This window comes from Collinsella sp. zg1085 (assembly GCF_018889955.1).
In the GTDB taxonomy this organism is placed as follows: domain Bacteria; phylum Actinomycetota; class Coriobacteriia; order Coriobacteriales; family Coriobacteriaceae; genus Collinsella.
Map to the genome: position 1 here is coordinate 635442 of NZ_CP076545.1, position 14297 is coordinate 649738.

A 14297-nucleotide genomic window follows, 5' to 3' on the forward strand; every position below is an offset into this window, starting at 1 on the left:
TGCTATTGAGAACATTGAGCACAGTACGTCTTAGCGAGGAGATGTTTGATGCACATAAAACGTCAAGAGCGCAATGGTGTGGTGCTATTAGGGGGTCAGGTAGGCCAAATTCGCTTTGGTTTTACGGAGCGTGGCGGTGGTGTATCAGAAGCTCCGTATAGCTCGTTAAACCTAGCTACACATGTAGGCGATAATCCACGCGCAGTTGCTGAAAACCGGCGGCGTGCATTAGCGCTTCTGAGTGATAGCGCAAAGCTTGAGGATGTACTGGTACCCAATCAGGTTCATGGTTCCACGATAGTGGTGGTAAACAAAGAAACCGCTCAGAACCGCGCTCACCTGTGCCAGCAGCTTAGTCAAGGCGCTGATGCAGTTGTATGTAGCACTTCGCATGTTCCGGTGCTTCTTTGTTTTGCTGATTGCGTGCCGGTTATTTTGCTTGCGCCTGGCGGGTTTGCCGTCGTGCATTCAGGGTGGAAAGGCACCCTCGCGCGTATTAGTGCACGCGCAGCAACTGTGTTGGCAGAAGAAACACATGCTAGTCCATCAGATATTTGCGCCTATATTGGTCCTCATATCCAAGGTGATGAATATGAGGTCTCACCTGAGCTTATAGAGCAGTTTGCAGCAGAGTTTTATGCGGTTGAGCATACAGGGCACAAGCCGTGCCTACTCAATCTTTCTGCGTGCATTAAAGAGGCGCTTATCGATTGCGGCGTGCCTAAAGAAGTTATAGTTGATACAGGGCTTTCAACCATGAAGCACAATGACCGCTTTTTCTCGTATCGTAGCGAGGCGGGAGAATGTGGACGCCATGGTGCGCTTGCCATACTTGAGTAAAGAGCACATCGCAGGTATGCTCAGAGCTGCCATCCGGTTCATGGGAAGGATTTGACATGGATAGTCACTATCTTGAGCGTGTGATTGAGCGGCGCGTGGAACTTCTTCAACGCATGAGAGAAGCCGCCCGTGATGCTCATCGCTCGGTGACGGATGTTCAATTAGTTGCAGTGTCAAAAACCGTTAGCACGAGCGAGCTGCTTGCTGCTGTTGCCGCAGGTTATCGACACTTTGCAGAGAACCGCCCGCAAATGCTCAACGAAAAACTCACCAATCTCGCCGCCTATCCTGAGTTACCGCAGTTGCGCTTTGATTTAATAGGCAACTTGCAAACAAATAAAATCAACGCCGTGCTGTCAAAAGTTCAGCTTATTCACTCCATCAGTTCTGTGCATTTAGCAGAAGCGGTGTCAAAGCGCGCACAGAAGCACGCCCACATGAGTAGCCCACAAGATATTTTGCTTGAGGTGAATATTTCAGGCGAAGCGACAAAATCAGGATTTGAGCCGCATGAACTACGTGCATCTATGGACACACTGTGCACGTTACCTGGAATTCGTATGCGTGGACTTATGACTATGGCACCACGAGGCTCAGCTTCTGCTGCTGCAAAAACTTTTGAAGGACTGCGTCTTTTGCGCGATGAACTGGTCGTAGCATATCCGCATCTTGACCTCTATGAACTTTCCTGTGGCATGAGTGAAGACTTTGAAGTAGCTATTCGCGAAGGTTCTACGATGATTAGGCTTGGTAGAGTAGTGTTTGACCCTGCGTTTGCGCTAAAATAAGCAAATGGCGTTGTGTTCTAACCTGCATGAATAGCACAAACACAGTATAGAGAGGCGGGACTATGGGATTTTTAGACGATATCAAATCTAAACTGCCCTTCAATCTCAATCGTGATGCAACATCCTATGGTACCGAGGACACCTATGATGATGGTTATTACGATGAGGCTCAGGGCGGCTATGATGATGGCTATCAAGGTGATGCCTATGCTGCAGGCTACGGTTACCAAGAACCATCAAACGGCGTTTTGGGTCAAACACGTCGCGGTGAGGCAGAAAGCATTGCTGTGTATACACGCTCGGGTGAGCTGGTAGGAGATGCCGATCGACATGCGGCAACCTTTAATCCGCCTGCCCGCAGCCAAGAGTCGAGTTATCGCCCTGGCGCATATGACACGCCGTCCACCTATGCCGAGACGCTCAGAAGCGCGCCTGCACCTGCAGCTCCCGATACAAACGCTACACGCATGAGTGCGGTGGTAGGGGCAACACCACAGTTGCCTGCTTATGTCTTGAGGCCTGAGAGCTACGATGATGTTGAAACGGTTGTGCGCCGTGTGCGCACCAAGCAACCGGTGGCGCTTGTGTTTGTAGGTGTGCGCACCGAGCTTGCGAAGCGTGTGCTCGACTTTAGTTATGGCTTTGCCTGTGGTCTTGGGGCGGCTGTTCGTGAGGTGGGTGACCGTGTGTTTATGGTTGTTCCCGCTGGTTGTGAAGTTAAAGAGTCTGATTTGGCAAAACTGCGCCAAGAGGGCTATCTCAAGAAATAGGTGGCTGTTTCGTGCTCAATGTTGTATCGCTCATAGATTCTGTATTTAGTTTTTACACCATGCTTGTGGTGGTGTATTGCATTATGTCGTGGATTCCTGTGAGCAACCAGCTTGTTGGTGACTTGCGCGGTGCTCTCCATACCATTGTGCATCCGTATCTCGGTATATTTCAGCGTTTTATGCCGCCCTTGTCTGGTGTAGATTTTTCACCAGTTATCGCAATTCTTGCGTTGAATTTCCTCAAACGGACCATTCTCAATATAATGGTCTCTATGCTTTGATGCCGGCCTGAGTGTGTTTGCACTCTTGCATCGAAAGGATTGATTTTTATGGCTATCACCCCCGCAGACATCCAAGCCCAACAGTTCTCTAAGGCAGAGCCGGGCTACGATCCCACCGAAGTTGATATTTTTCTCGAGCAACTGGCATCTGAGGTTGATGCTATGTTGGCAAAAATTGTTGATCTTAAGAATCGCCTGACTGTTGCTGAGCAGCAGCTTGCCGATGCAAAAAACAATACACAGCTTGCAGCCCCGGTACTTGCTGAGCCTCAGAAATCTGGTGCAACTGAGCGCCAGATTTCTGCTGCGTTGATTGCTGCTCAGCAAACTGCTGACGCGATTGTGGGTGAGGCGCACGAAAACGCTGAGCGTATTCGCAATGAGGCAGATGCTAAGGCGCGCGAGGTTATTCGTCAGGCACTTGCCGAGAAGCAGACTGAGATTGAAGAGATTGATCGCTTGAAGGCATCTCGTGAGGAGTTCAAGAGTCAGTATCTCAAGCTCATTCAGCACTTTATGGACGATGCTCAAAATTCCTTTCCAGCAAGTCTCATGACGAGCGTTCCTACAGGTTCACATACACCAAGCACTCCGGTTGCAGCTCCGGTGCAAGAGCTTCCCGTTACACCTGTTGTTGACCCTTTTGCTCCGCAGGCAAATTTCGAGGTTGATGACCTCGACTAAGCTATTGCGCGAAAGCGTGTGCAAAACCCCGCAGCACTATGCGGGGTTTTCTCTGTAAGGCTATACGTATGTCGGCATTTGTGTGCGCGTGCATGCGTGAGCAAAAGCCTATCCACGCTACATGCGCTCTCAAGTTTATTGAAAACTTGCGGGTAGACAAGCACAAGAAACCTGTTAAGCTTCTATATGCCCGATGATACTGGTTGAATTCTTGAACGTGTCCGTCTCACGAGAGGAATAAGATTTACCTTGGATGTATCGCTCGAGTACTTTGTACAGCAGGTGACCTCGTCACCAGTACTAGCTATTTCGGTCGCCCTTACCTTGGGCGTTATTTTTGTCAATGGGTGGACCGACGCCCCTAATGCAATTGCCACCTGTGTTACCACGCGTTGTATGCGTGTGCGCCCTGCTATCATCATGAGCGCAATTTTTAATTTCTTAGGCGTGCTCATCATGACGCATTTCAATGCCAGTGTTGCTTCAACAATCTCAAATATGGTTGATTTTGGTAGCGATACGCACATGGCAATTATTGCGCTCTGTGCAGCGTTGTTTTCCATTGTGGTATATAGCGTTGCTGCCGCGCGTTTGGGTATCCCCACATCTGAGAGCCATAGCCTAATCGCTGGATTAACCGGCGCTGCAATTGCGCTTGGCGGCGCTGAGGGTGTTAACATGGCTGAGTGGGCAAAAGTTGCCTATGGTCTGGTCTTGTCGCTGGTTGGCGGCTTTGTATTTGGATACGTGGTTTGCAAAGCTGTTACTCTTTTGTTTGCCTATGCTGATAGGCGACCAGCGAATGTCTTTTTTAAGTATGCACAGATTTTTGGCGCAGCAGCTATGAGCTTCATGCACGGTGCTCAAGATGGTCAAAAGTTTATCGGCGTACTCTTTTTGGGTATGGCCTTTGCAAATGGACAGTCAAGCGTTGAGGGTATTGTCATTCCTATTTGGCTGATGATGCTTTGTTCGGTGATGATGGGTGTCGGAACTTCGGTTGGCGGCGAAAATATCATCAAGTCGGTGGGTATGGACATGGTAAAACTCGAGAAGTACCAAGGTTTTTCTGCCGATCTTTCAAGCTCGCTTTCCTTGTTTGTCATGACACTCTTGGGTATTCCTGTTTCAACAACTCATGTAAAAACGAGTGCAATTATGGGCGTTGGAGCTGTTAAACGCCTATCTGCCATCAATTTTTCAGTGGTAAAAGATATGATGCTGACCTGGGTATTTACTTTTCCAGGCTGTGGTCTTATCAGCTTTTTAATGGCTAAGTTATTCATCATGGTTTTGTAGTGGTGGGTTTGCTGTTTTACAGTTGCCTTTAGAGAGGAATGCTCATGGCAAAGAAAAAAGACGAGTTTTATTTCAATAACTTTATTGCATGTGCCGATGTTGCTCGCCGTGCTGCGCACTTGCTTGTGGGGTGCATGGAGAATTTTGACCCAGAAAAGATTGATTTAGCACTGGCTCAGATGCATGAGATTGAGAATGAGGGCGATGAATGCAATCACGAGATTTCTGATGCGCTGGTTTCGGCATTTATTACCCCTATGGAGCGCGAAGATATTGCCTTGCTAAGTGAGCGTCTTGATTCGGTGACCGACCACCTTGAGGGTGTTTTGCACCGAATTTATTTTTGCAATATTCAAGAAATACGGGCAAGCGCATTGAAGATGGCACATAAAATCCTTGAAGCCTGCGATAGCATGAAGCTTTTGGTAGGGGAGCTGCCTGAGTTTAAGCGCTCGAAAAAGCTTCGTGAGCAGGTTGTGACCATCAATACCATTGAGGGTCAGTGTGACGAGTTGTATATTGAGTCGATGCGTGAGTTGCATACCGACATGAGCTTAGACCCTCTGACCGTCATCGCATGGCGCGATGTGTACACCTTCCTTGAGATTACAGCCGACAGCGTAGAAGATGTTGCTGAGACGGTTGAAAATGTGGTGATGAAAAACAGCTAATACGCGCCTGCTTGTTTCCTGTAGGCGGGGTGTGGGGTGAGCTAGTCTTGCATTTGCCGATTGATTCGCAAACCTATGGGGTGGCATAGTCTTTTCGCTTAATCAATTGGGCAAATAGCTCGCAAGCTTATGGGGTGGCATAGTCTTTTCACGGGAACTGCGCTTCGCGAAAGTTCCCTTAGAAAAGCTATGCCACCCTTTTGCTGTAGTTCTATCTCAATTGAACGAATGATTGTGTTCTACGAATGTGTTTCGCAGAATTCTCCGAGCACAATCATTCGTTCTCTTCTAAAGGTAAATGCCAAATGATATACAGCGGTCAGCCTGCCCCACACTTCGTCATGCACAAGCAGGGCGTATGGGACGAAAAGGGTTAGTTGTAACTCTTACACAACTAGAGAGAAGTCCCACTTCAAGGGCTTTTCTGCCCGATAGACTTCCTTGAAACGTGTAATCCGCAAAACTGCTTGCTTTTCAAGTCTAAATCGACCAAGGTATTGCATTCTCCGAATGTGCTTCGCAGAATTCTCCGAATACAATACCTTGGTCTTACGTCTGCCTTTCGTGCTGGAGGCAAACGAACATTCCAATAAAGCTGTGTCCCGCGAACACTTTTCTGAAAAAGCAGCTTGTTTTTCTCCTGCACAGACAGATTTCAAAACACCGCTAACTTGTATAAGCTGTTTTGACAGAAATGGGCAATTTGGCACTAAATTCTGACAAAAAGGGCCAATGTGGCAATAAACCCCCTGTAGCATGAAAAACTGCACCTCATCTACCTGCAGGTTTAGAAAATAACGAATAACCCTCGGGTGTTATTTACTGCCAAATTGCCCGTTTCTGTCAAAAAGGGTTGGACTACCATTGCCTTCAAACTCGAAGACTAGGGTAGAGAACTAAAGCGAAGCACTGAGTGCGCGTGATGAGATTCCCTCCTCGATAAACGTGCACACTTAACGCCTTGCCAAAGCATGCAATAAATGGGTATGCGGTACGTTCTTAGGTAGTATTCGAGAGTCCTAAGCTGGTACGTTACGCCTTGGAGGATAAGTTCATGTTATTCGTAGCTAATTAACAAGAGATGACGTGTTTGTTTCGTGTTTAGCATTACGAAAAGCTGAGATTGAAGGTAAACAACACCAAGCTCCGGCTCAGGGCGCATGTACTTGCTTGCGTCATGCGGGAAAGAATAACACTGCGTGGGTGGTAAGCTAAATGTATCTCGGTAATAATGGGCAGTTGCATCTTGTAGGGAGATTGTTGTTTGTAGGTCTTTGGCTAAAGGATGGCTCCAGATACGCTTTAGCCTGTTAATAATAAACATACAGAGCAACTGTTTCGCTAGATAAGCTACGAAAAGTGTATATTGTTTAATATAAGTTAACGAAGCTATATCGAAGTAGAGCAGATGAGGAACTATCTTGCGCATGTTGGCACTCGTGGCAGCATGATGATTTTGCAGGGTGGAGCGTTTGCAACTGCAAGAGGCCATACTAGATGCTTGTGATACAAGAACAACAATCCAATAAAAATGAGTGCTTTAGAATCCTCTTCTAAGCACATGAGTAAGTATTATAAAGAATAATACTTATAAAATTTAATACTATAAAATTTTAAGAAAAGAGAGAACTGCATAATATTATGTATAATTTGAATATAATAACCTAGGAGTTGTATTTTGAACTATGAGGGGGATTATTATCATCCAAGAAAATAGAGCAGATATTACCAGTAGTAATATAAGAAAACCTCTCAACTAGACCTAATATCGACCCAGAATCTTGCTTAAACGTGAATAGGTAGATGCATTCTAGTTATGTATTTTTTAGAGTATTAGTTCTTGAATATTTTATGAGCTTTTCAAGCTTTAATACCATATAGTTTAATTTTATTTTCGTTTATAACTTAAGGAGCATAGATGAACGACGATACATATATTTCAAAACATATATTCAAAAAGCTTGCGTACATCGTCCTTGCATTTGCCGTATGCGTGGCAGTCATACCGGTAGGCGTGCTGTCAAGCTTTGGTCTTAATGCAGCGCTGTCCCAGCGGTCTGCTACAGGTCAATCGCAGACAAGCTCTAAGCCACTTCCTCAGGATAATGTCGTTGATGCTGCTACGGCACAGGCTGCGGGCTTTGCGGCTCAGCCGGTACACGCGAACCCCGATTCTCGCTATCTTGTGCACAATCAGTTCTTTGCAGAGGGAGACGCAGCTCAGCTTTCTGAAACAAATCCCATGCTCAAGACAGATACGCTTCCTGGCTGGGAGATTGTTCCGAGTGCCACGAATGATAGCGAAGTCGTACTGTTTTATGACGTGCTTACAGCCAAGGATGCAAGGACTGTGTCTGGCGGTCTTGTGAGTGGTAGTGTACGTTTGGGCGGCTTTTACGATCAGCATGCAAACGGTCGCGACCTTCCGTGGCTTACCGCCTATGTAAAGTCTGCAGGGGCGCGCCCCGGTTGGGGACAGATGGTTCCTTCTAAAGACGTACGCTTGCTGTACCTTAAGGCGGGTCAGGGTATTTCTCAGGCCTGTGATGTTGTACCTGGTCAGCATTTTGCGGTTGAAACCATCGCTATCAGCTCTAACGCAGCAGGCCCCAATGGTATCAGAATAAGATTCTATGATGCAGATACGGGACATGAACTTACCAACTATGGTGCAGGAAGCAATAATCAGGCGCGCAGCTATCCCACAAGTTGGGGTGCGGTGTCATCGCGAGTTGAGGCGGTTCCACAAGCTATCAAGCGTATTCGCTACGTTATTACAAGTGAGGGAGTAGCAACGCTCATCGGACCGGTTGACGTGCGGGGCGGGGCGCAGCTATGTGTTTACAAAGATATTGTTGAGGCAGAGCGCATTGATAGCACGGCTTTGAGCCATAACAACGACGCAGCCTATGATGGCGGTAAAGAGCTTCGCCAAGACGGTGTCGTGACAGTTGCTCTGGTAGTGCAAAATGAAGGACAAGGTATTACCAGAGGTGACATCACGGTAAAAGATAGTATTCCCGAGGGTTTTGCATATGTTTCAGACTCGGTGCGTGTGTATGCAGCCAATGGTAAGGATATTACTGACAAAGTGATAGGTCCAAAGCGCCATGCTTCGGGAAAGATTAAATCAGAATATATCAAGGTTGACTACGACGATTTCTTTTCCATAACAGGCTCTGATATACGTATCAAACCTGCGGCTAAAGGAGGTCATTCAGGCGTATATCCCATGCGAAGTTTCCAAGGGCCATTTTATGGTATGGGCTTTCAGGGTTTCGACTCGTATCGAAATGAAAAAGACGGTGTAGGTATTGGAACCAATCCTGCATCCTCGCTCAAAGTTACTTATAAGCTTAAGGCAGTGGCTACACGTGAGACAATAGGTAGTGACAAGCAAGGTAAACCTCGCGACCTTTGTTCAGCGTTTACACAGCCCTCGGTGAGTTTTGTGAATCTCTGGGAGGGCGTTGCTGCCACCCGAACAAACTATGGTCCCGTGGTACGTATGTCGGTGGGAACCAACTCGGTTCCTGAGTTAACACTTAAGCAGACATCGGCAACTATTCACACGGGTGATCCGCATGCACGCGAACAGCTCCAAGCACTTGCTGCTCAAGAGAATGTAGTGACACGTGACTATGAGGACGATATTCGCTCATATAATACCCAGCGTGAGCTCATTCAGGTAACAAAAGACGGTATAGAGCTTAGTTACAATCCTGTTGACTTATCGTCGCTGCTTATGCAGGCAGGAACCTATGAGCTTAGATATAGGGCTTGCGATGCAGATGGTAATTTCTCAAATATCGAACGCGCTACGCTTACGGTTGTGAGAGACATTGCTCCTGAACCTCCTCATGACCCAAGCAGCCCGACAACTGACCCTAAGCGACAAATGAACGATATAGCTTCTAAGCAGATAAATCATAAGCTTATGCCGAAGCGAGTTAAGCAGACTATCCTGCCAAAGACAGGTGATGTAGGGGTAATAGCTGCTGTGGGTGCTGTTTTTGCTGCTGGCTGTGTTCTTATGGGTGCAGATATGCGGTGGAAGAATAAGAGTAGATAGGGAAGTGTATACCTCAGGTAGATAGCGGGTTAAACTGAGGCTACAACGGGGTTTTGGTGTGTTCTTGCGCAGAGCCTACTGTTGTTTTGATGCCTTATCAAGCTCTTTAAGAAAGGCATTACCAAAAAAAGCCAGCGGGCATAAGCTCACTGGCTTTTAAGGTTTTGCGCGATGTGGTGCACTCGTGCTAAAGATTTAGCTTATCTCAAGCAAAATCCTCTGGCGCCCGCTTATTTTGCCTTGCCCTGATTAGCCACTGCATCAATCTTGGCAGCGATGGTCTCAGGGTCACCAATGTAGCGCTTATCCAGCACGTTGAGATTAGCGTCAAAGGTATATACCAGTGGCACACCGGTGGGGATATTAACTTCAAGAATCTGCTCTGGAGTCATTTTCTCAAACTTCATAACAAGCGAGCGCAGCGAGTTGCCGTGTGCTGCAATCAAAACACGCTTACCGGCCTTCATATCAGGAAGAATAGTCTCCTCAAAATAAGGCCATGCGCGCGCAATACAGTCTTTCAGGCACTCGGTAAAAGGCAGCTCATCGCTGGGAATGTCACGATACATTTCCTGCGTGTGTGGATCGCGCTCATCGCCTGGGGTGAGTGCCGGCGGCTGCACATCAAAGCTTCGACGCCAAATCTTTACCTGCTCATCGCCGTGCTCAGCGGCTGCATCAGCTTTGTTAAGACCCTGCAGTGCACCGTAGTGGCGCTCGTTGAGTTTCCAGCTCTTGATAACAGGGAGCCACTCGCGGTCAAGCTCGTTCAGCACGATGTTGAGGGTGTGGATAGCGCGCTTGAGCTGTGAGGTATAGCAAACATCAAAGTCAAAACCTTCGGCTTTGAGTGCCTTACCACCGGCGGCTGCCTCAGCGCGACCGGTCTCGGTAAGCTCAACGTCAGTCCAGCCGGTAAAGAGATTGAGCTTGTTCCACTCGCTCTCGCCGTGGCGGACAATAACCAGTTGCATGGTATCTTGCGACATGCGATTCCTTTCCCTCGGATGATGTGTTCATTCCAAACGCTCTTTATTGTCCCACGCACGTTACTGCTTTGTCGAGTGCGTTTTTAGTGATACACAACAGACCTCGCCACCCCTTATGGCATTGCACGGGATATATGCTGCTTAGCGCGTCAATTGATGGTGCGTGCGGGTATACTGGTGTATGCCGATTGATGAAGCTAGAGAGTTCGAGGTTTGTATGTCAGAAACCGACACCCAGGCATTGAGCGCTGTTGAGCGCGAAGAGCTGCAAGCGCTTCGGGAAGAAAAAGCGCGGCGTGAACGTGAGGCAGCGCATGCGGCAGAGCGCCGCGAACTTGAGTTGCTACGTGCTGAGCAGGCGGCAGTTGATGCGGAGATTTTAGCGGCACGCCAGGCTGAGCTTGCTGCTCAAACACTGGTGCAAGGTCAAGCACACACTGCGTCAAAAGCAGCTCAGGTTCCCACATCCTCGGCAGCTGTCAAATCAGTGCCTGAGCAGACAGTGTCAACGACTGCAGCCACAGCTGCAGCCACAGCTTCTGCCGCCGCTCATGATGAGCATTTGAGTTTTGGTCAAAAGATGGTTATGACCCCGGCAGAAACCGATGACGATGGTATTCCGCACATGGCTCCTGCTCAAAAAATCATACTTATTCTCGCACTTCTGGTTACCCTTGCAATAGCTGTCCGTATCCTCTTTTTCTAGCGAGTTTCGTGAAAGGAGGGCGCATATGGCGCTCACCGATCCCAGTCGTCCAACCGACGTTGCCCTGCTTACCGATCTCTATGAGATAACGATGGCGCAAGGCCTCTGGGAGCAGGGGAAAGCTCAAGAGCAAACCAGCTACACAGCCTTTTTCCGCGATAATCCCTTTGGTAGTGGTTTTACTATTATGTGTGGCTCGGCAGAAATTGCTGAGCTTGTTGAGCATATTCGCTTTGATGATGAGGATATTGCTTATCTTCAAGCTTTGTCTGCCCCCCTAGGTGGGCCTTTGTTTAATCCAGACTTTTTGAACTACCTGCGTCATTTTAGAATGACGATTGATATAGATGCAGTACCTGAGGGCGAGCTGGTGTTTCCTCGTGAGCCACTCGTGCGTATTACAGGGCCGGCGCTTGATTGTCAGCTGCTTGAGACGGCGCTTTTGAATACCGTTGGGTTTCAAACGCTGGTAGCTACAAAAACAGCGCGCGTGGTACAAGCTGCTCAGGGTCGCCCAGTTGCCGAGTTTGGATTACGGCGTGCGCAAGGCCCTGATGGCGGTATGAGTGTGGCGCGTGCCAGCTATATAGCGGGCGCTGCGAGTACATCAAATGTCTTAGCTGGTAAACGCTACGGTATTCCGGTTTCTGGAACCCATGCTCACAGCTGGGTTATGAGTTTTGATACGGAGCTTGAAGCGTTTCGTACCTATGCCGCAAGCATGCCTAAAAATTGCACCTTGCTCATTGATACCTATGATGTTCATGAGGGCATTGAAAACGCTATTATTGTTGCAAAAGAAATGGAAGCAGCAGGCGAGCGTCTGAGCGGTGTGCGCATTGATTCAGGTGACTTAGCTAAGCTGTCTTCGTATGCACGTGCACGCTTTGATGCGGCGGGGCTACATTACGTGAAGATTGTTGTTTCAAATGATTTAGACGAATACACCATACAGTCACTGCTTAATCAGGGGGCGCCAGTTGATAGTTTTGGAGTAGGAACTAAGTTGGTAACCTGCTTTGATCAGCCGGCACTGGGCTTGGTGTATAAGATGGCGGCTCGCCGTAAAACAGCACGTGATTCATGGACGCCCGTGGTAAAGCTATCAGAGCAACCTTACAAGCGCACAATTCCTGGCATTCAGGAACTTCGTCGCTATTATGATGAGGCGCTCTCTCCTGTTTGTGACATGATTTTTGATGCAGACCATATGCAGGGGGAGGGCAATACGCTGGTAGCGGTAAGTGATGCTGCACTTACTATCAATGTTGAGCACTTGAGCTATAAGCAGCTTCTTAAACCATGTGTACGCGCTGGTAAAGCGGTTGAACCGCGTGAAAATCTTGATTGTGCACGTGAGCGCTGTGCGGCATCGCTGGCGGCGCTTGATGCTGCGTATAAGCGTTTTTTGTATCCGCAGACCTATATGGTTGGCATGGAAGTTGGTTTAGCTGAGTTGCGCAACCAGTTGGTGCGTGAGCATTTAGCAGCGGTATCAAGCAATCAACCTTGGCGTGTTAAGAGTGAAACACTACACTAAGCACTCAGACGTGTGATGGCGCTATATAAGTTTAGAGCTTTGCGAAGGGTGGCACATGAGGGCTTCCTATAAAACAATGGTCGTAAAGATTGGTTCTTCCACCTTGGTGGAAGAGGGTCTGCTCCGACGTGATTTCATTGCAAGTCTAGCTACTCAGGCACAAGAGTTGCAGCAGCTGGGTTGGCGCTTGGTAATTGTGAGCTCAGGTGCCATTGCATGCGGAATACCTGAGCTTGGTTTAGACCACCGCCCAAGCGATATGCCCAGTCTTCAGGCCTGTGCCTCAGTGGGTCAGTGTGTGCTTGCAGCGGCATATGATGAGGAGTTTCGGCGCTGTAATCTCTTAAGTTCGCTTGTATTGCTCACGCGCCACGACACCGCCCGTCGTTCTTCATATTTGCATGCCCGCGATGCCCTGACCCGTCTTGTAGCGTTAGGTGTAACGCCGGTTGTTAATGAAAATGATACGGTTGTTGTTGACCAAATTAAGTTTGGCGACAACGATACCTTAGCGGCGCTCGTGAGCTGTCTAGTTGAGGCAGACCTTTGTGTAATTTTGTCTGATATTGATGGCTTGTATACTGATAATCCCATGCTGGTGCGCGATGCCCGTTTTATCCCAGAGGTTTCGGCTATCGATGCATCCATTATTGCCTCAGCAGGAGATTCAAGCAGCTCAGTGGGCACGGGTGGCATGATTACCAAGATTCGTGCCGCACGTATTCTCATGACAGCTGGCATCAAGAGCGTTATTTGTTCAGGTGCTTCTGAGCGTCCGTTGGTACGGCTCGCGCAAGGAGAAGCTCTGGGTACGCGTTTTGTATCACCAAACCCTCATGTTGACATTGCTCCTCGAAAGCTATGGATTGCTCTTGGAGACACCGTGCATGGTAGCCTGACGGTGGACGAGGGGGCTGCAGCTGCAATTATTAAACGAGGGTCGTCGCTGTTACCGGTGGGGATTCGTGCGGTGAGTGGGCATTTTCAGGCAGGTGACATGCTTGAGATACAAGACCTTACCGGGCATGTGATTGCACGAGGTATTGCAGGAGCCGCTTCTGACGTACTGGAGCTTGCGGCAGGACGGCGACAAGAGGATATTGCACAGAATAGTCTCATTGCCGAGCTTGCACACAAAGCAGCAATTCATCGTGACGACATGATTGTGTTCTCCTGAGGTGGGCGGGGCTGTGTGACTTTGCTTGAACTTAGACTAAACTTTAGTCTTGCGTGTGTAGGCATAGCCTTGTATGGATTGCATATAAGAGAGATGAAAAAAGCCCAGATAGATTCTGGGCTACAACTAATAATGGAGGCGACGCCCGGATTCGAACCGGGGGTAAAAGCTTTGCAGGCTTCTGCCTTACCGCTTGGCCACGTCGCCGATGAAAAAGGCCGATCTTTCAACCGGCCCCTCATAAACGATGGAGCGGACAACGGGGCTCGAACCCGCGACCCCAACCTTGGCAAGGTTGTGCTCTACCAACTGAGCCATGTCCGCTTGCGAGAAAGTAATATACGCGATTGTGTGCGGCTGTGCAAGCATCATTTCAAAAAAACTTTTGCAAAGTAATAATTCGCAGGTAAACCGCATCGTTTGCACTCATAGCAATTTTATGAGCACTGAGGTCAAATTCATCTAAATTGCTCTTTACAA

General features: G+C 48.3%; 12 protein-coding genes and 2 tRNA genes. 11 read left to right on the forward strand and 3 right to left on the reverse strand.

Annotated features, from left to right (window positions below; all coding sequences use genetic code 11):
• The first annotated feature begins 48 nt into the window (after positions 1–48).
• From KPC83_RS02625 to KPC83_RS02660, 8 genes are all read left to right on the forward strand, one after another.
• On the forward strand, positions 49–840 hold the full coding sequence (locus KPC83_RS02625) for a polyphenol oxidase family protein (RefSeq protein WP_216279018.1): 792 nt from the start codon (positions 49–51) through the stop codon (positions 838–840).
• Between the two features lie 56 nt (positions 841–896).
• The gene (locus tag KPC83_RS02630) at positions 897–1628 is read left to right on the forward strand and encodes a YggS family pyridoxal phosphate-dependent enzyme (protein ID WP_216279019.1); all 732 of its coding nucleotides are present in this window, start codon (positions 897–899) and stop codon (positions 1626–1628) included.
• 62 nt (positions 1629–1690) lie between these two features.
• Positions 1691–2398 carry a cell division protein SepF gene (sepF, locus tag KPC83_RS02635; RefSeq protein ID WP_216279020.1) on the forward strand — a complete coding sequence of 236 codons (708 nt, stop codon included), beginning with the start codon at positions 1691–1693 and terminating at the stop codon, positions 2396–2398.
• 11 nt (positions 2399–2409) lie between these two features.
• Positions 2410–2679 carry a YggT family protein gene (locus KPC83_RS02640; RefSeq protein ID WP_253200994.1) on the forward strand — a complete coding sequence of 90 codons (270 nt, stop codon included), beginning with the start codon at positions 2410–2412 and terminating at the stop codon, positions 2677–2679.
• 48 nt (positions 2680–2727) lie between these two features.
• On the forward strand, positions 2728–3363 hold the full coding sequence (locus KPC83_RS02645) for a DivIVA domain-containing protein (RefSeq protein ID WP_216279021.1): 636 nt from the start codon (positions 2728–2730) through the stop codon (positions 3361–3363).
• A gap of 249 nt (positions 3364–3612) precedes the next feature.
• Positions 3613–4662 carry an inorganic phosphate transporter gene (locus tag KPC83_RS02650; protein WP_216279022.1) on the forward strand — a complete coding sequence of 350 codons (1050 nt, stop codon included), beginning with the start codon at positions 3613–3615 and terminating at the stop codon, positions 4660–4662.
• Between the two features lie 44 nt (positions 4663–4706).
• Positions 4707–5333 (forward strand): DUF47 domain-containing protein, encoded by a 627-nt coding sequence (locus KPC83_RS02655; protein ID WP_216279023.1) that lies wholly within the window; start codon positions 4707–4709, stop codon positions 5331–5333.
• 1918 nt (positions 5334–7251) lie between these two features.
• Complete coding sequence (locus KPC83_RS02660; protein WP_216279024.1) at positions 7252–9405, forward strand: hypothetical protein; 2154 nt, start codon at positions 7252–7254, stop codon at positions 9403–9405.
• Between the two features lie 230 nt (positions 9406–9635).
• On the opposite strand, the gene gpmA is transcribed toward KPC83_RS02660, so the two are convergent.
• Positions 9636–10394, reverse strand: a complete 759-nt coding sequence (gpmA, locus tag KPC83_RS02665; RefSeq protein ID WP_216279025.1) for a 2,3-diphosphoglycerate-dependent phosphoglycerate mutase — start codon at positions 10392–10394, stop codon at positions 9636–9638.
• 217 nt (positions 10395–10611) lie between these two features.
• Here gpmA and KPC83_RS02670 point away from each other — a divergent pair, with 217 nt between their 5' ends.
• The 3 genes from KPC83_RS02670 to proB are packed head-to-tail and all read left to right on the forward strand — an operon-like array spanning position 10612 to position 13817.
• Positions 10612–11100: a hypothetical protein gene (locus KPC83_RS02670; RefSeq protein ID WP_216279026.1), complete on the forward strand. Its 489-nt coding sequence runs from the start codon at positions 10612–10614 to the stop codon at positions 11098–11100.
• A gap of 25 nt (positions 11101–11125) precedes the next feature.
• Entirely contained in the window at positions 11126–12640 is a 1515-nt protein-coding gene (locus tag KPC83_RS02675) for a nicotinate phosphoribosyltransferase (RefSeq protein ID WP_216279027.1), read from the forward strand.
• Positions 12641–12695: 55 nt separating this feature from the next.
• Positions 12696–13817, forward strand: a complete 1122-nt coding sequence (gene proB / locus KPC83_RS02680) for a glutamate 5-kinase (RefSeq protein ID WP_216279028.1) — start codon at positions 12696–12698, stop codon at positions 13815–13817.
• 133 nt (positions 13818–13950) lie between these two features.
• On the opposite strand, the gene KPC83_RS02685 is transcribed toward proB, so the two are convergent.
• A tRNA-Cys gene (locus KPC83_RS02685) sits at positions 13951–14024 on the reverse strand.
• Between the two features lie 41 nt (positions 14025–14065).
• A tRNA-Gly gene (locus KPC83_RS02690) sits at positions 14066–14141 on the reverse strand.
• Positions 14142–14297 lie beyond the last annotated feature (156 nt).

Excerpts from the sequence above, each read along its gene's own strand:
- sepF (WP_216279020.1), top strand. The coding sequence starts at position 1,691 with ATGGGATTTTTAGACGATATCAAATCTAAACTGCCCTTCAATCTCAAT.
- gpmA (WP_216279025.1), bottom strand. The coding sequence starts at position 10,394 with ATGTCGCAAGATACCATGCAACTGGTTATTGTCCGCCACGGCGAGAGC.
- KPC83_RS02625 (WP_216279018.1), top strand. The coding sequence starts at position 49 with ATGCACATAAAACGTCAAGAGCGCAATGGTGTGGTGCTATTAGGGGGT.
- KPC83_RS02645 (WP_216279021.1), top strand. The coding sequence starts at position 2,728 with ATGGCTATCACCCCCGCAGACATCCAAGCCCAACAGTTCTCTAAGGCA.
- proB (WP_216279028.1), top strand. The coding sequence starts at position 12,696 with ATGAGGGCTTCCTATAAAACAATGGTCGTAAAGATTGGTTCTTCCACC.
- KPC83_RS02660 (WP_216279024.1), top strand. The coding sequence starts at position 7,252 with ATGAACGACGATACATATATTTCAAAACATATATTCAAAAAGCTTGCG.
- KPC83_RS02630 (WP_216279019.1), top strand. The coding sequence starts at position 897 with ATGGATAGTCACTATCTTGAGCGTGTGATTGAGCGGCGCGTGGAACTT.
- KPC83_RS02670 (WP_216279026.1), top strand. The coding sequence starts at position 10,612 with ATGTCAGAAACCGACACCCAGGCATTGAGCGCTGTTGAGCGCGAAGAG.
- KPC83_RS02675 (WP_216279027.1), top strand. The coding sequence starts at position 11,126 with ATGGCGCTCACCGATCCCAGTCGTCCAACCGACGTTGCCCTGCTTACC.
- KPC83_RS02655 (WP_216279023.1), top strand. The coding sequence starts at position 4,707 with ATGGCAAAGAAAAAAGACGAGTTTTATTTCAATAACTTTATTGCATGT.